A 16,510-nucleotide genomic window follows, 5' to 3' on the forward strand; every position below is an offset into this window, starting at 1 on the left:
CTGAAAGCAAAACGCTTATACTACCATGCATGGCCGCAGCAGCCAGCGGCAGAATGCCACCGGCGTCGCACCGCTGAAGATTAACTGCCCCGGATAGCCCGGGAAGAAGCGGCTGCTCATCACCCCTTCGCCATCGTTGATGAAAATTTCCACGCTGGAGCGGTCGATAAAGATCCGCAGGCGCCGCGCTTCGCCGCGCCAGTAGCGGTGATGCATCTCGGCGGTCTGCAGCCCGCGGCGCGACAGACGCAGGCCGTCACGGTTGACGGTAAGCTGCAGGGCGCCGGCAAAGTCCAGCCCCAGCGTGCTGTTGGGGGCGATGTCAAAGGCCAGCTCCATCGGGGCGAGGGGCAGGGTCTGCCCGCGCCAGCCCTGGGCTTCCTCGCGCAGAGCGGCCAGCTCGCGCAGCGGGCGCTGATACAGGGTGCCCGCCTGCCACTCCAGCTCGCGCACGCAGGTCATCTGGTGGATCCATCCCTGTGCGCGGGTGGGTTGATGCATCTCTTCCCCGTCCGGGACGCCCATCCAGCCGACCAGCAGACGGCGGCCATCCTCGGCCAGCATGGTCTGCGGCGCGTAGAACTCAAACCCGCTGTCCAGCTCGTGCAGCGGGCCGTGGTCGAAGGTGCCGCGTTCGGCGTCGAAGCGGCCTGCCATCCACACCGCCGGATAGGTATTGAGAAAGCGCTGCGCTTCACGGGCCAGCCCCTGCGGGCAGCAGATCAGCAGGTGGGTATCCGCCAGCGGAAAGAGATCCGGGCACTCCCACATATAGCCGCCGTTCGCCAGACCGTTAACGCCATGTCCGGCGATCTCGCCCACCAGGCGCCACTCCCGCAGATCGCTGGCGGTGAACAGCAGCACTTTACCGTGCTGTTGCAAATCCTGCGCGCCGAGGACCATGTACCAGCACCCGTCCTGCTGCCACACCTTGGGGTCGCGTACATGGCCGGTGTAACCGTCAGGGAGCGGCAGCACCGGCCCCAGCTTGCGGAAGGTGCCATCGGCATTCTCTGTCGCCAGGCACTGCCAGGCGGTACGCCCGCCGTCGGGGAATTTCACGTTGCCGGTGTAGCACAGGGTCAGGGCGCCCTCGAACTCGACCGCGCTGCCGGAGTAGCAGCCGTTGCGGTCATACTCTTCGTCCGGCATCAGGGCGATAGGTTCATGCCGCCAGTGCAGCAGATCGGCTGAACTCCAGTGTCCCCAGCACTTATAGGTATGGTCACAGGCGAGCGGGTTCCACTGATAAAACAGGTGGTAACGCCCGGCGACCTGGCAAAAGCCGTTGGGATCGTTCAGCAGTCCGCTGACCGGCGCCAGATGCCATTGCGGATAATGGCTGTCGGCCAGCGCCTGCGGCTGGCCCTGCATAACGGCCTGCAGGATCGCAGGCAGGCGTGACGGTAATGACATTATTCAGCGTCCGTTTTGTATTTCAGCGTCAGAGAGAGCATGAAGGCCACGGCGAAGGCGATCGCCATTCCGATAATGTAGTTCAGCAGCGAGCTGGCCTGCACGATGGCCATCCCCGGGATCGCCGTCAGGCCCACCGCGGTCATATAGACGTGCATTGACACCACCCAGGCGCCGCCGGCGGCACCACCGACCAGCGCGGCGATGAACGGCTTCACAAAGCGCAGGTTAATCCCGAAGATTGCCGCTTCCGTGATCCCCAGCATCGCCGAAAACGCCGACGGCAGGGTGATGGCTTTGATTTTGGCATCTTTGGTTTTAAACCACACCGCAAAGCAGGCGCCGCCCTGAGCGACGTTGGCCATCGCCCAGATCGGCAACAGGAAGTTGACGCCAATCGATGGGTTGCCCAGCAGACCCGCCTCGATGGCATGGAAGCTGTGATGGATACCGGTAATGACGATCACCGAGTAGAGGCCGCCGAACAGCAGGCCCGCCAGCCAGCCGGCGTGGCTGATAAGCGTGCTGAGGATAAACGAAATACCGTCGCCGAGCGCGCGACCGGCCGGGCCGATCAGCAGCAGGGCGATAAAGCCGGAGATAATCACCGTCAGGAACGGGGTGAGGATCAGGTCCAGCGCGTCAGGGATAACGCGGCGCAGCCGTTTCTCGACCATGCTCATAAACCACACCGCCAGCAGCACCGGGAAGACGGTACCCTGGTAGCCGATCATCGCCACTTCGATGCCGAAGAAATTCATGGTGTGGAAGCCGGCGGCGACGCCCCAGGCGTTGGTCAGCGCCGGGTGGGTGAGGATCCCGCCAAGGGTCGCGCCCAGATAAGGGTTACCGCCAAATTCGCGGGCGGCGGTAAAGCCGATCAGGATCGGCAGAATGATAAACGCTGCCGAGCTGCACATATCCAGCATGATATAGATAGCATTGCTCGGGTCGACCCAGCCGTAGGTTTTCACCATCCCCAGCAGGCCCATCAGCAGGCCGGAGGCGACGATGGCGGGAATGATCGGTACGAAAATGTTGGACAGCAGGCGGGCGATGCGCTGGAACGGGTTCAGCTTTTTCGCGGCCAGGTCGGCGGCTTCGGATTTGCTTGATTCGCTGATGCCTGCGGCCTGGATAAAGGCGGCATAGACTTTATTGACCACCCCGGTGCCGAAGATGATCTGCATCTGTCCGGCATTGCGAAAGCAGCCTTTCACCCCGTCGATTTTGCCAATGGCCTGTTGGGCGGCGAGCGCGTCGTCGACCAGCACCAGCCGCAGGCGGGTGGCGCAGTGCGCGGCGCTGGCGATATTTTCCTTGCCGCCCAACAGGGGAAGCAGTGAGCGGGAAATCTGATCAAAATCCATAGTACCCTCTGAATGCATGATGATATGGCGTGGGCGGTGCCGGCCGTGGCAGGCACCGCGAACCTTATATTTATGTGTTACTTACCCTGTCGTCCGGGTTACCGTCAGAACCAGGTCTCCATTTGCATACCGAACGACCATTCGCCGCCCGATTTGAACCCGTTGCTGCCTAATGCATCATCGTTGGCGTAGTTATCCAGTTTTTTGCTCCAGTCCATCCACGATGTATAGAAGCGGATCTCCGGACGCGAGAAGAAGTCGCCGATGCTGCCCACCTTGAAGGTTGGGGCGAAGGTCAGCTTGTAGAAGCTGCCGTTCACCGCGTGGCGATCGTTGTAGCCTTCAGGCTGCAGATCCATGTACTGATAGCTGCCCTCCCAGGCTAGGGCGAAATTCTGCGTCACTTCCTGAATCAGACGCAGGTTGAGAGTGGCCCACTGATAGCTGTCGCCATCGACATAACGATCTTTACTGCTCTGCGCCAGCACGGCCGGGGCAATAAACCAGCGATCGCTCAGCGGCGTCGTGCCGTAGCTGGCGAAGCGCCAGGTATTGGCCCCCGGGCGCAGCGCACCGTCGGAGCCGATGCCTTTAACCTCGGCGCCCAGCCCGTGGCCGTACAGCAGGGCCGTTTTGCTGGTCCCGTCGCGCAGGCCATAGAAGCTCTCATTGTGCAGGCCCAGCAGAGCATGGACCCCGGTGTTAGCGGCATCGCCTTTCACCAGATTGCCGTTCGTGTCCTGGCGTTCGTCATTATCTTTCGCCCGCATCCCGCTGACCATCATCTGCACCGGGCCGGCAAAGTTATTCATGCTGACGATATAGTTCTGCACGCTGTTACTGCTGTCAGCGATATCGCCAAAGTTGCGGCCGTATAACGAGAAGTTGCTGCGCAGGCTGTCGTTCCATTTCACGTCGTAGATCCCGCCGCCGGTCCCGGCGAGGAACACCACATCCGAGTCAATCCAGTGGATGTCGAAGTTGTCACGGTCAAAGCGTTTCCCGGCCCACAGGGTTGCGCCTTTGAACGGGCCTTCGAAGGTGGGCAGGTTGCCCAGCTCGACAAACGCCTGGCGCACGTTCAGGTCGCTGCTGCTTGCCGTCCAGTCGTTATAGGTGGTTTGCCCGTCGGCCACCATCACTTTGAAACGGGTGGTCGCCCCGTTGTCCAGCGTCTGTTTATGTTCGAGGTTCATTTCCACATAGGTGTCGGCCTGGTTGCCCAGACGACCAATGGCGCCACCGGTCTCCCCGGCGGGGGTCATATAAGCGCCGGATTTGGTGCTGGCGGCCGAGTCGTTCATGATCACGCCGGAACGGGCATAGCCGTGGAACTCAAAGCCGCCAGGCCGTTCGGCTTTTTCTTCCAGCTGAGTGGTGCGCTTGGCCACCTGCTGGGTGGTGACCTGGGTTTGCTGCTGCTGCTGGGTTAACTGCTGAACTTTCTGCTCCGCCGAGGCGGCACGGCTTTCGGCAGTGCTGGCGCGGGTTTCGGCGTCCTGCAGGCGTTTTTCCAGGGCGGCGAGACGCGCTTCAATGCTGTTCAGGTCTGTCTGCCCATGGGCGGCGGCGGTGCCGGTTAGCAAAGCAATAAGAATGGCTAACTTCCGTTTTTTATACATGCTGTTGACATCCAAAGGTGAAAATCAGTGAGTGTGCTAACTTTTGCTAAACCGGTTTAGTTAATATGGTAAACATGTCAGTAACGCGGTGAAAATAAAAATTGCTAAACCGGTTTAAGAATTGTGATGTCGCCAGCAAAGTGGGCCGTTAGCCGGCCCAACGGGATCACAGCGAGCGCTGAAGATCGTCCCTGTAGGGCAGGGCGGTCATGGCGCCTTTGGCGGTGGTGGCCAGCGCGCCGCAGGTTTGCGCCAGCGTAAGGTCGGGAGCCAGCGCGGCGAGGTTGTCAGGGATACCGTGAGCGGCGAGGCCGGCGAGCAGCCCGGCGACAAAGGCATCGCCGGCGCCGGTGGTATCAACGGCCACCACCGGGCGAGCGGGGAAGTGGCTAACCTGCCCGCGCAGGGCGGCCTGGACCCCCGCTTTGCCCTGGGTCACCAGCAGCAGCGTCGGCTGGAAGCGGGCGTTCAGCCGGGCGATGCCGCTGACGATGTCGTCGCTGCCGCTGACAAAGGCCAGCTCCTCTTCCGAGAGTTTTATGGCGTCGGCGAGGGCCAGCGCCCGGTCGAGACAGTCACGCAGGTCCTGCGGATCCTGCCACAGGTCGCTGCGGATATTGGGGTCGAAGCTGACATAGCCCCCGGCGCGTTTTATCGCCTCCATTGCCGCGAATGCCGTGCTGCGGCTCGGCTCGGCGCTGAGAGCGATGGAGCAGACGTGCAGCCACTGGCCGGCGGCAAACGGCGGGAGATCCTCGGGCTGAAGGAACAGGTCGGCGCTCGGACGGACCATAAAGGTAAAGGTGCGCTCCCCGTGCTGATCGAGATCGACCACCACCGTGGAGGTGCGCTGCGCGGCGTCGAGGCGCATATAATTCACATCGACCTGCTCCTGCGCCAGGGTGTGACGCATAAAGCGGCCGAAGGGATCGTCGCCGACGCGGCCAATAAACCCGCTGTCGCCGCCGAGCCGCGCCACGCCGACCGCGACGTTGGCCGGTGCGCCGCCGGGGCATTGCAGCAGGCGGCCCTCGCCATCGGGCAGGAGATCAACGACCGCATCGCCGAGTACCCAGATTTTTCCATTCATTCGACAAATTCCTCTTAGCTAAACTATGTTAAACCGGTTTAGCTAATTAAAGCATAGCCCACCGGTAAGCGGAACGATCGGGTCACGAAACAGGGAGGCGAGGGTAAAAAATGTGAGCCAGGCGGAATATTTCGCCACTCCAGATCTGGACTTTTCCTTCCCCACCCGCTTAGGTATAGTTCAACAGGTCGCGGTTAGCCCCGCCGCGGTGGCCAAAGGTAAAGGAGTGCGCAGCGCGATGAACCCCAGTTTTGGCGATATTTACGATCGGTACCAGAATCTGACGCTGACCACGCATCTGCCGGCGGTGATCGCCTGCAGTGAAACGCTGAGTTTGGGCAAAGACCAGGGCTTTATTCCGCAGCCGGGCTATCTCTACTTTCTGCTGCAGGGGCAAATGACGTTGGCCTTTGGCGATGAGCAGAACCTGGTCGGGATTGTTATCGCGCATATGCCGTTAGGATTACTGGAACATTATTGTCCGTCGGTCGCGCTCTATTATCGGTGTCTGGGCGAGTGCCAGCTGGCGAAAATAACCGCCAGCGATTTTGAGCGAATATTCTTTCATTCGTCGCCGGGCTATATGCAAGAGCTGACCACGATCCTGGCCTATATGGGCATATTTGCCCTTGATGCCCACTATGAACGTGGCAGCCAGACCAGTTTTCAGACCATTAAATCGATGCTGTCGCGCTATCTATATCGCAGCGAAATCGATGGTGGTCAGCATGAGAGCCTGTCGGCATTTATTATTAAACGAACCAATCTCTCGCGCAGCTATGTGTACCAGGTGCTGGCCGCGCTGCGCGAGGGGGGATATATCACGGTGAAAAAAGGCAAGCTGATCTCCATCGACCGTCATATTCCTGAGAAATTCTGAACCCGATTCGGCAGATTCACGCCATCACGTTGCTATCACCGCCAGGGAAAGCGCTAAGCGCGCTTTTTCCCCGGCCCCGTTACGTCTGAATCTGGCTGTTTTATTAAGTTAACCTTTCACTCTGGAGTTATTTTATGACCCTGGATTATGTTGCGCTGGCCATTCTGATCGCCGTGGCCTTAATACTGTTTTATGGCGTGATTGTTATTCACGATATTCCTTATGAAATTGCCAAAGAGCGGCGCCATCCTCATCAGGATGCGATTCATTATGCCGGCTGGGTTAGCTTATTTACCTTGCACGCCCTGTGGCCTTTGTTATGGATCTGGGCAACGCTGTGGCGCGAAGATCGCGGGTGGGGAATGCGCCACATTGCCGACGATCAGCAGGCGCTGCATCAGCGTCTGGAAACGGTGGTCCAGCAACTGGAACAGGTCCAGCGCGAGGTGGCTGCGCTGAAAGCGGAGGAGGCAAACTAATGGAAACGTTAATGTTACTGACCTACGCCGCGCTGTGCATCGTGGTGTTTAAAGTATTCCGCATCCCGCTCAATAAGTGGACCGTACCGACGGCGGTGCTCGGCGGTATCGCCCTGATTGGCGCGGTGATCTTCGGGATGAACTACAACTTCCCGTATACCGACGTTGGTAACCAGGTGTTTCGTACCGTGCCGATTGTGTCGCAGGTGCGCGGCCGGGTGCAGAGCGTACCGGTGAAGCCTAACCAGATGCTGCATAAGGGCGATGTGCTGTTTACCCTCGACCCGACGCCGTTCCAGGCAAAAGTAGACGATCTGCAGGCGCAGATAAAAGCGGCCAGTCAGGATGCGCTCTCCTTAAACGCGGCGTTAAGCCAGGCGCAGGCCGAGCTGAGCAGAGCGGTGGCCCAGCGCGACCAGTCGCGGCGGGAATATGCCCGCTATCGGGAGGGTCATGCCCAGGGCGCCTTCTCCGATCAAATGGTTGATACCCGTCTGCAGACGTGGAAGGCCGATGAAGCCAGCGTCAGCGCGGCTCAGGCAAAGGTGGTGCAGGCGCGCAACGCGCTGGACTCGGTGGTGAAGGGCAAAAATACCACCGTGGCCTCCCTGCTGGCGCAGCTGCAAAAGGCGCAGTTTCAGCTGGAGAACACCGTCGTCCGTGCCCCGGAGGATGGCTATGTCAGTACCGTCGGCTTACGGCCGGGTACCATGTCCACTGCGCTGGGGATGATCCCGCTGATGACCTTTGTGCCGGTGGAGGGCGTCGCCTCGCGGGAGTACGTCGCGGCATTTCGCCAGAACGCCCTGCAGCGTCTGCACAAAGGCGAGCCCGCGGAGCTGATGTTTCCGGCTATCCCGGGCACCGTCTTTCGCGGAGAAGTGGCCGACGTGCTGCCGGCGATTGGCGAGAGCCAGTTCCAGGGGCAGGGCAAACTGCTGACCACAGACGCGCTCAATACCCATGGCCGGGCGCTGGTGGTGCTGAAGGTGACCGATCCGCGATTTGCCGAATACGCTCTGCCGCAGGGGGCCACCCTTGAGGCGGCGGTCTACTCGGATCACCTGAAAGAGCTGTCGCTGATCAGGAAGATCCTGATCCGCATGAAAAGCTGGGAAAACTACCTCTATCTCGATCACTAAGCCGGCGGGCGCAGGGCGGACGTGCCGCCCCGCGCCGCAGTCAGGCCTCGCTGTCCACCAGGCCGTCAATAATGACCTGCCACACCCCCTGCGAACAGGGTTCAATACGCCCGCGCACCCCATAGACGGCCGCCAGGGTCTCGGGGGTGATGACCGCGGCCGGGGTGCCGTCGCCGAGCAACTGGCCCGCCTTGAGCATCAGCACGTGGTCGGCATGACGCAGGGCAATATTGATATCGTGCACCACCACCAGGGTTACGATGTTGCGCCGTCGGGTCTCCCGGCGTACCAGATCCATCACGTGAAACTGGTAGTTGAGGTCAAGGGCGCTGAGCGGTTCGTCGAGCAGCAGCAGGCGCGGCTGGCGGATCAGCGACTGGGCGAGACCCACCAGCTGCTTTTGCCCGCCGGAGAGCTGATCGAGGTAGCTCATCGCCAGATGGGCAATCCCCAGCTGCCGCAGCAGCGCCATCACCTCCTCCTGGTGCTGCGGACTGTGGCGTCCTCCGGCGGCGCGCTGGGCAACGATAATCGACTCCAGCACATGCAGATGCACGCCGGCGGGCAGCGTCTGCGGAAGATAGACCACCTGCTCTGCGCGACGTGAGAACGGCTGCGTCAGCAGATTTTCCCCCTCCAGCAGCAGCTCGCCGCGGCAGGGTCCCAGACCCGCCATCGCCCGCATTAACGTTGATTTACCGCTGCCGTTTGGCCCCAGCAGCGCGGTGATTTTCCCTCGCGGCAGATGGGGAACCGTCAGGTTCTCGATCACCTTGCGTCTGGGGTAGCCGGCGCTGAAGTAAGACAGCGACAGCCCGGATAACGTCTGGTCGCTCATGCCTGCCCCCGATGACGTAAAATAATGCTCAAAAAGAACGGGACCCCGACCAGGGAAGTGACGATCCCCACCGGAATAATGGCCCCCGGGATCAGGTTCTTCGAGGCGATGGAGGCCAGGGAGAGCACCAGAGCGCCGATCAGCGCGCTGGCGGGCAGATAAAAGCGATGGTCTTCGCCGAAGAGCATCCGCGCAATATGCGGCGCCACCAGGCCGATAAAGCCGATTGGCCCGACAAAGGCCACCGAAAGCGCCGACAGAATGCTGATCCGCAGCAGCGTGGTCAGGCGCAGGCGGCGAACGTTAATACCAAAACTGATGGCCCGGTCCTCGCCCAGCCGCAGGGCGGTCAGCTTCCACGCGCTGCGCAGCGACAGGGGCATCACCAGCGCCAGGGCGACCAGCAGGATGGCGACTTTGCTCCAGGAGGCGCGGTCGATGCTGCCCATGGTCCAGAACACCAGCCCCTGCAGCGTGTCTTCGTTGGCGATGAACTGCAGCATCGAGACCAGGGCGTTAAAGGTAAAGACCAGCGCGATGCCGAACAGGATGACCCCGGAGGTGGCCACCTGGGTCCAGCGGGTGATGCCGTCCAGCAGCAGGGCCGCCAGCAGGGCGAAGATAAAGGCGTTGGCCGAGATAAACCACTGGCCGGGAATACCGGGCAGGCCAATACCCAGCACAATCGCCAGCGCGGCGCCAAACGCCGCAGCCGAGGAGACGCCCAGGGTAAACGGACTGGCCAGAGGGTTATTGAGGATGGTCTGCATTTCGGCGCCGGCCAGTCCCAGCGCCAGGCCGACGATAATCGCCATCACCGCATAGGGCAGACGGATATCCCAGACGATGGCGCGCGTGCCCGGATCGGCGCTGGCCGGATCGGTTAACGTCTGCCACAGGCTCTGCAGCGGCAGACCGGAGGGGCCGAGCATAAAATCGAGCAGCAGCGACGCGACAATCAACAGCGCCAGCAGGAGCATCAGCAGCAGACGGCGACGCACGATACGGCGATAGTCATCTATCACGCCAGAGGTCCCGGCGGGCAGCCCGTCGAGCACGGAGTCGGAGGTTAAACGCATGCCGGATTACTCGCTCTGCTGCCAGGAGAAGACGAACGGCTGGTCCGGCAGGTCGGTGAAATGGCGCACGATATAATGGTAAGTCTCATCCGGGTTGAGATCGCCGAAGGCCTGCGGGTAGATATCTTTCGCCAGGTATTCCATGCCGACAATATTCCACGGGTGGTTATAGAAGTGGTGATAGACGCCATAGGCCCGCTTTTCCTGTACCGCCGGGATCTGGCTGACCCCAGGTCGCGCCAGCAGGATCTGCGCCTGGGCCTTCACCGCCTCCGGCTTAACCTCATAACCCAGGGGCAGCACCTGGCTGTTGCCGCGCTTCGAGCCGGTCATGATCCAGGCGTTGGGCTTCATGCTGATGATTTTCTCCAGCGAGACGAACCCGGAGGCGCCCGGCAGCAGCTGCGAACCGATATTGTTCGCCCCGACCGCCTCCACCAGCCCGCCCCAGCCGCTGTGGCCGTGGGTAAAGCAGCAGGCGTCGCTGTTGCCGGCCAGCGCTTCCACGAAGACGTTGGCCTTCGGCGTGATGGCCGCGGTTTTCTGGCGAATCGTCTGCAGCTGCTGACGATAGTAATCGGTAAAGGCTTTGGCCTGGCTCTCGCGGTTAAGGACTTTGCCCAGCAGGTCGATGCTGGGGGCGGTATCTTTCGCCGGGTCTATCTCATAGTCGACAAACAGCACCGGAACGTGCAGGGCGCTGAGCTTGTCGATGACGCCGCTCTCCATCAGCGCTGGCCTGGCGCGCAGCTGGGCGATCATCAGATCCGGCTGACGGGCGATGACGCTTTCAAGATCGACGTTCCCTTTGTCGCTGAAGCCCATGTCAAGGATCGTGGCCGACTGCGGCCACGTCGTTTTCAGCATCTGCCAGGTGGCAACATCCTGCTTTTTCGCCAGATTATTCCATGCCACCAGCCGTTTAAACGGATTGTCCCGGTCCAGCAGGGCGAGGGTCATAATGTCGCGGCCATCCTGCAAAATAATACGCTGCGGCTCTTTGGCCAGGGTGACCTGCCGGCCGTCGAGGTCAGTGACCGTCAGGGGATATTGGGTTGCATAGCTGAAGAGGGGCGTCGCGATCAGCGCAGTAAGTAACAGCGATCTTACTGATTTTCTTGCCATAAAAGGAGTTCCGTTTGCCAATTTATAAATATAATGATTCTGAGAATTATTCTCGAACAAACATCAACGGCAAGTATATCAAGGACAAATTTCATAAAATGTAACAAACATGTTGGAAATTATGCCAACGCCGACAGGGCGCGCACGGCGGCAGCATTTTCTGCCATGGCTGGAGGTCGAAGACGTTTTTCAGGCTAATTCCTAATGTCATCCCCGGTTCGTTGTGCCATCCTGAATGCGACTCATAACACGACACGTGAGAGAGGATATTATGAAAAAAGCAATGATTGCGTTATCGGCTATTCTGGTTGCAGCTCCGGTTTTTGCTGCGACAACACATGCAACAGATGATACCGTCGCGGCGGCGAATGCCAATGCCAACACCGCCAAAGAGAAGCTGCACCAGGCCCAGCATGAGGGCGAAGAGCAGCAGCTGAAGGCGAAACATGCTGCCGAAGGCAAGCAGGACAGCGTTGGCAGCCAGGTGAGCGAAGGCGCGCAGAAAACCTGGAACAAGACCAAAGAAGGCACCGAGAAGGGGTGGGATAAGACCAAAGAGGTCAGTGAAAAAGGCTGGAATGCCACCAAATCCGGTGCGGAAAAGGGCTGGGATAAAACCAAAACCGGCGCCGAAGAGTTAAAAAATAAAGTGACTGAATAAGTCCTTTTACCTGTCTGAATCAAGGTCGCGAAAGCGGCCTTTTTTATTGCCCCGCCATCAGCACAACCTCTTCCCGACAGCCGATGCCAGGAATCGTCCTGGTTAACCAGTTACTCACTCTTTCTTCACATTTGCCCGGTACAAAGGAGCTGAATCAGGAGGTGTACCATGAAAAAGATGATTTCTCTGGCAGTAATTTTATCGTGTGTGCTGAGCGTCCCGGCCTTTGCCGATGGCCCGAACGACGGCCATCGCCCGGGGCAGCCAACGGTGTGGCAGAACGGTCCGGACCATGATGGGCATGCGCCGCAGGGCGGACCTGACGCGCATCATCAGGGCGACCATGACCAGCGTGGCCCGGATCGCGACGGTCATGGCAAACGCGATCAGGCACGTCATGAGCAGGACCATTTCGCCTGGCGCGGGAACGATTTCCGCAAAGGACACCCGGCTCCGGCGCCGTTCCGTGGCGATGAATATCGCGTCCGCGACTGGAGCGACCGCGGCCTGCCGCCCCCGCCGGAAGGCCATCACTGGTCCTATATCGACGGTAACTATGTGCTGATCGCTGCGGCGACCGGGATCATCACCTCGATTCTGGTGAGCGGCGCCCTCGGCCACTAAATGCGCTGCTCCGCGACGCCGGGTCAGGGAAAGCCTGATCCGGCGATGGCGCACTCGCGGAAAGCTACGGGTTCAGCGCAGCATCCGGCCAGTATTTATAACCATTGATCATTGCCTGGGCGGCCAGCCCTTTTTCGGTCAGGTCGTAGACGTTGACCTTCGAGGGCAGGGAGGCGGTATCTGACGCCACGCCGCTGGTGGAGGCGGCGATCGGCGCGATGCCTTTGTCATCATATTTTGCGGCGGCATTCGCATCGGCGCCAACCATGTATCCCTGGCGAATAAAGGTCTCCAGGGCCGCTTTATCATGGAAAACCAGCACCGTGCGCTGCTGCTTAATCCCCATCCCCAGGCCGGCGCCGCCCTGGGCCATTTTCATATAGGTATCCTTCCCGGTGGCCTTATTCCGCACCACGCCGTAACCGCTGCCAAACCCGAACAGCAGGATCTTGCTGCTGTTATTGGCAAACACCGCATACCCCTTCGCATGCTGAATATCACTGCGGGCCTCAGGCTGCAGGGCGTAAAGCTTGTTGAGGGTTTCGCTGCGCATCTTCTGGATGCTGGCCCGCTGCTGGCTGGCGGTATCGCCCTGCGCGCTGCAGCCCGCTAGCATGACGATGGCGGCGAGGGAAAGCGTCTGTAATTTCATACACGTTTATTTTATTTAAATCTGAATATGGTCGGGAATGGTAGGTTAAATAACGGTAAATCCTCCATAAAATAAACGTTTATTTTTAAATTTCACTATTTTTATTATTTATTACTCTGTAATGTGCGGATTATTAAATAAGATGAGTTCATTCCAGGTATTAGAAATGCTGCTTGCATAAAGTTTCCACCACGTTACCGTGTTAAGTCCTTAATTTATTTCCCGGAGAACGGCATGAGTGATTATGTAATCCCCGAAATTAAAGCGACGGAAGATGAAATGATTTCTATCCGTCATTATTTACATGCCAATCCGGAATTAAGTCTGGAAGAGTTTAATACCAGTGAGCTGGTGGCTGGCAAACTGGCGGAGTGGGGCTATCAGGTCACCCGCGGCCTCGGTAAAACCGGCGTCGTCGGCAGCCTGAGCAAGGGCGACTCGCCGCGTACTATTGGCCTGCGCGCCGATATGGACGCGCTGCCGATCCATGAAACTACTGATTTGCCCTGGGCCAGTACGGTACCCGGAAAAATGCACGCCTGCGGCCATGACGGCCATACCACCATTCTGCTGGCGGCGGCGAAATACATCGCCTCGCCGGCCTGCCAGTTTAACGGCACGGTGCATCTGATTTTTCAGCCGGCGGAAGAGGCTATCGGCGGCGCCGATTTAATGATTAAAGACGGGCTGTTCGAGCAGTTCCCCTGCGAACGCATCTTTGGCTTGCACAACATGCCAGGGCTGCCAGTGGGCAAGCTGGGCTTCTATGCCGGCAACTTTATGGCCTCGGCGGACACCGTCAAAATTACGATTACCGGCTACGGCGGCCACGGCGCCCATCCGGAGCGAACCGTCGACCCGATCGTCGCCGGCGCAGCGCTGGTGATGGCCCTGCAGAGCATCGTGGCGCGCAACGTGCCGCCGGGGGAAACGGCAGTGGTCAGCGTCGGCACCTTCCAGGCCGGTATCGCCTCCAACGTCATTCCGGAGAGCGTGGTGATGGAGCTGAGCGTGCGGGCGATGAAGCCGGACATTCGCGATCTGCTGATCAAGCGTATTCACGAGCTCGCTGACTTTACCGCCAAAAGCTATGGCGCCAGCAGCGTAGTGGAGGTGTACGACTCCTACCCGGTATTAACCAACAGCCCTGAAGAGACCGATTTCGCCCGGGCGCTGGCGCTGGAAGTGTTTGGCCGCGAAGGGGTACTGGAGTCGGTCTCGCCGATGAACGCCAGCGAGGATTTCGCTTTTATGCTGCGCGAACGCCCAGGGAGCTACTTCCTGCTCGGCAACGGTGAGAAAGGGGAGAAGGGCGGTTGCATGGTGCACAACCCCGGCTACGACTTTAACGATGACATTATCACCACCGGCGCGACGCTGTTCGCCCGCCTGGTGGAAAAGCACTGTCGCTAATCTCTGGAGAAGAACGCGAATGAAAAAATCACTGTTGCTATGGCTGGCATTAATGGCGTCGACGTCGGCGCTGGCCGAAGGGGGAAAGGAGATCCGCTTCGGCGTCGACCCGACTTTCGCGCCGTTTGAATGGAAAGATCCGCAGGGCAAGCTGGCGGGGTTTGATATCGATTTAGGCAACGCCATTTGCCAGCAGCTGCAGGCGAAATGCGTGTGGGTGGAAAGCAATTTCGACGGCATTATCCCGGCGCTGAAGGCGCGTAAATTCGACGCGATCCTTTCCGGGATGTACATGACCGAGAAGCGCAAAGCGCAGATTGCCTTTAGCGACAAGCTATATAACGGGCCGGTGTTCCTCGTGGCGCGTAAAAATACCCTGCAGGGCAATACGCCGGAACAGCTGAAGGGCAAAACCATCGGCGTGGAGCAGGGCTCGGCGCAGGAGACTTATGTTAACCAGCACTGGCGGCCGCAGGGGATTAACATTGTGGCCTACCAGGGGGCCGATAGCGTGGTGCGTGACCTGGAGTCCGGGCGCATCGACGGCGCAGTGCTCTCCGGGATGATGGCCGACTACAGCTTCCTGCAGCAGCCGCAGGGTAAGGAATTCGCCTTTGTCGGCGGCCATCTGCAGGACGATACGCTGTTTGGCGCCGGGGCGGCGATCGGCTTGCGTAAAGACGATGAGGCACTGCGTCAGGAAATTAACGGTGCCATTGCGAAGATTCTGGCCGACGGCACCTATAAAAAATTAGCCGGCAAATATTTTAGCTTTGATGTTTATTCCGGGACATAATGTCTGAGTGTACCTGCGGGCGTGGAGCGCCCGCCGTAAGATTCCTTTTCTGATTATCCAATCACCTCCTCTCCTGACCCCTGCGGTTACCTGAGGGAAGCAGAATATAAGCTAAGGAGTACTCGGCATGATGACACGTCCATTGGGTAAAACCGGATTTTCCATCGCCCCATTAGTCTTTGGCGGCAACGTCTTTGGCTGGACCATCGATGAAAAAACCAGTTTTGCTCTTCTTGATGCTTTTGTTGACCACGGTTTTGACGCTATCGATACGGCGGATGTTTATTCCCGCTGGGCGGAAGGCAACCAGGGCGGCGAATCCGAAACCATCATCGGTCGTTGGCTGCAGGCGCGCCCCGGCATGCGCGATAAGGTCAAAATCTTCACCAAAGTCGGCTCCGATTTAGGCCTACCCGGCCATAAAGGGCTCAGCAAAGCCTGGATCCAACAGGCGGTAGATGACTCCTTACGCCGCCTGAATACCGACTACATTGATCTCTACTTCTCCCACTGGCCGGATCCGCAAACCCCGGTGGAGGAAACGCTGGAGGCTTTCCACAGCCTGCAGCAGGCCGGAAAAATCCGCGCCATGGGGGCCTCTAACCTGGATGCGATGCAGCTGGCGGGGGCGCTGGAGGTAGCGCGTAAAGGCGGCTTGCCTGCCTGGCAGGTGCTGCAGCCGGAATATAACCTCTACCACCGCTCCGCGTTTGAAGGCGCGCTGTGCGATCTCTGCGTCAGCCGCGACATCGGAGTGGTGACCTACTACAGCCTGGCCTCCGGGTTCTTAACCGGTAAGTACCGCCAGCCGTCGGATCTGGCCCAGAGCCAGCGCGGAGGGGGGATTGGTAAGTACCTGAATCCGCGCGGGATGCGGATTATCGATACCCTGGTGGCGGTCGCGGACGAGCAGGGGGCGAAGCCGGCTGAGGTGGCCCTGGCGTGGCTGATCGGCCGCGAAGGCGTGACCGCGCCGATCGCCAGCGCCACCAGCGTGGCTCAGGTGGAGAGTTTTGCCCGCGCGGCGGCGCTGAGCCTGAGCGCGGAGCAAGTGGCGCGACTGGACAGCGCCAGCGCCTGAGTCACTCCCTCTCCCCGGCGGGGAGAGGGAGAAGGGCTATACATGACGCGGACCGTAGGCCGGTTAAGGCGCCAGCCGCCACCCGGCGAAATGACGGCGCAACCGGAAATGCCCCTGCTCGCGCTGCGCTTAGCAGGGCTACCACTCCTGTGCTATTTCCGGGCTGATTGCGCTCCCGATATTTTTTCTGCGTTATGTCACTCATGGCACAGGGAGCGCACAGGGGGCGGCCAGTCGCCGCC

Annotated in this window: 16 protein-coding genes; 8 read left to right on the forward strand and 8 right to left on the reverse strand. The window is 59.7% G+C overall.

The window, feature by feature from the left end; all coding sequences use genetic code 11:
- Positions 1-15: 15 nt before the first annotated feature.
- The 4 genes from HMPREF3142_RS06505 to HMPREF3142_RS06520 form a co-directional block, all read right to left on the reverse strand.
- A complete protein-coding gene (locus HMPREF3142_RS06505) occupies positions 16-1,416 on the reverse strand; it encodes a sucrose-6-phosphate hydrolase (RefSeq protein ID WP_012968776.1) in 1,401 nt (466 codons plus the stop codon).
- The gene (locus HMPREF3142_RS06510; RefSeq protein ID WP_070611861.1) at positions 1,416-2,786 is read right to left on the reverse strand and encodes a sucrose-specific PTS transporter subunit IIBC; all 1,371 of its coding nucleotides are present in this window, start codon (positions 2,784-2,786) and stop codon (positions 1,416-1,418) included. The genes HMPREF3142_RS06505 and HMPREF3142_RS06510 overlap by 1 nt, the downstream gene beginning before the upstream one ends.
- A 104-nt stretch (positions 2,787-2,890) precedes the next feature.
- Entirely contained in the window at positions 2,891-4,408 is a 1,518-nt protein-coding gene (locus HMPREF3142_RS06515; protein ID WP_012968775.1) for a carbohydrate porin, read from the reverse strand.
- Positions 4,409-4,574: 166 nt separating this feature from the next.
- On the reverse strand, positions 4,575-5,498 hold the full coding sequence (locus HMPREF3142_RS06520; protein WP_008805499.1) for an aminoimidazole riboside kinase: 924 nt from the start codon (positions 5,496-5,498) through the stop codon (positions 4,575-4,577).
- 238 nt (positions 5,499-5,736) lie between these two features.
- Here HMPREF3142_RS06520 and HMPREF3142_RS06525 point away from each other — a divergent pair, with 238 nt between their 5' ends.
- The 3 genes from HMPREF3142_RS06525 (at position 5,737) to HMPREF3142_RS06535 (ending at position 7,999) form a co-directional block, all read left to right on the forward strand.
- On the forward strand, positions 5,737-6,378 hold the full coding sequence (locus tag HMPREF3142_RS06525; RefSeq protein ID WP_072121882.1) for a helix-turn-helix domain-containing protein: 642 nt from the start codon (positions 5,737-5,739) through the stop codon (positions 6,376-6,378).
- A 134-nt stretch (positions 6,379-6,512) separates the two neighbouring features.
- Positions 6,513-6,857 (forward strand): DUF3302 domain-containing protein, encoded by a 345-nt coding sequence (locus HMPREF3142_RS06530; RefSeq protein WP_008805501.1) that lies wholly within the window; start codon positions 6,513-6,515, stop codon positions 6,855-6,857.
- A complete protein-coding gene (locus HMPREF3142_RS06535) occupies positions 6,857-7,999 on the forward strand; it encodes an HlyD family secretion protein (RefSeq protein ID WP_032732644.1) in 1,143 nt (380 codons plus the stop codon). Before HMPREF3142_RS06530 ends, HMPREF3142_RS06535 begins: the two co-directional genes overlap by 1 nt.
- Positions 8,000-8,039: 40 nt before the next feature.
- On the opposite strand, the gene HMPREF3142_RS06540 is transcribed toward HMPREF3142_RS06535, so the two are convergent.
- Genes HMPREF3142_RS06540 through HMPREF3142_RS06550 form a run of 3 tightly spaced genes read right to left on the reverse strand, consistent with a single transcriptional unit; the run spans position 8,040 to position 11,041 of the window.
- On the reverse strand, positions 8,040-8,837 hold the full coding sequence (locus HMPREF3142_RS06540) for an ABC transporter ATP-binding protein (RefSeq protein WP_070611863.1): 798 nt from the start codon (positions 8,835-8,837) through the stop codon (positions 8,040-8,042).
- Entirely contained in the window at positions 8,834-9,862 is a 1,029-nt protein-coding gene (locus HMPREF3142_RS06545; RefSeq protein WP_162494475.1) for a FecCD family ABC transporter permease, read from the reverse strand. Before HMPREF3142_RS06545 ends, HMPREF3142_RS06540 begins: the two co-directional genes overlap by 4 nt.
- Before the next feature lie 60 nt (positions 9,863-9,922).
- On the reverse strand, positions 9,923-11,041 hold the full coding sequence (locus tag HMPREF3142_RS06550; RefSeq protein ID WP_070611865.1) for an ABC transporter substrate-binding protein: 1,119 nt from the start codon (positions 11,039-11,041) through the stop codon (positions 9,923-9,925).
- A gap of 271 nt (positions 11,042-11,312) precedes the next feature.
- Here HMPREF3142_RS06550 and HMPREF3142_RS06555 point away from each other — a divergent pair, with 271 nt between their 5' ends.
- Positions 11,313-11,702 carry a hypothetical protein gene (locus HMPREF3142_RS06555; protein WP_002892699.1) on the forward strand — a complete coding sequence of 130 codons (390 nt, stop codon included), beginning with the start codon at positions 11,313-11,315 and terminating at the stop codon, positions 11,700-11,702.
- A gap of 168 nt (positions 11,703-11,870) precedes the next feature.
- A complete protein-coding gene (locus HMPREF3142_RS06560; protein WP_008805507.1) occupies positions 11,871-12,326 on the forward strand; it encodes an RcnB family protein in 456 nt (151 codons plus the stop codon).
- 64 nt (positions 12,327-12,390) lie between these two features.
- On the opposite strand, the gene HMPREF3142_RS30115 is transcribed toward HMPREF3142_RS06560, so the two are convergent.
- Complete coding sequence (locus HMPREF3142_RS30115; protein WP_008805508.1) at positions 12,391-12,978, reverse strand: lipid-binding SYLF domain-containing protein; 588 nt, start codon at positions 12,976-12,978, stop codon at positions 12,391-12,393.
- A 234-nt stretch (positions 12,979-13,212) separates the two neighbouring features.
- On the opposite strand from HMPREF3142_RS30115, the gene HMPREF3142_RS06570 reads away from it, so the two are divergent.
- From HMPREF3142_RS06570 to HMPREF3142_RS06580, 3 genes are all read left to right on the forward strand, one after another.
- Positions 13,213-14,391, forward strand: coding sequence for a M20 aminoacylase family protein (locus HMPREF3142_RS06570; RefSeq protein ID WP_012542544.1), 1,179 nt, complete (start codon positions 13,213-13,215; stop codon positions 14,389-14,391).
- A gap of 19 nt (positions 14,392-14,410) precedes the next feature.
- The gene (locus HMPREF3142_RS06575; protein WP_002892707.1) at positions 14,411-15,187 is read left to right on the forward strand and encodes an ABC transporter substrate-binding protein; all 777 of its coding nucleotides are present in this window, start codon (positions 14,411-14,413) and stop codon (positions 15,185-15,187) included.
- 127 nt (positions 15,188-15,314) lie between these two features.
- Complete coding sequence (locus HMPREF3142_RS06580; RefSeq protein WP_012968772.1) at positions 15,315-16,268, forward strand: aldo/keto reductase; 954 nt, start codon at positions 15,315-15,317, stop codon at positions 16,266-16,268.
- Positions 16,269-16,510 lie beyond the last annotated feature (242 nt).

Source organism: Klebsiella sp. HMSC16C06 (assembly GCF_001808325.1).
Taxonomy (GTDB): Bacteria; Pseudomonadota; Gammaproteobacteria; order Enterobacterales; family Enterobacteriaceae; genus Klebsiella; species Klebsiella variicola.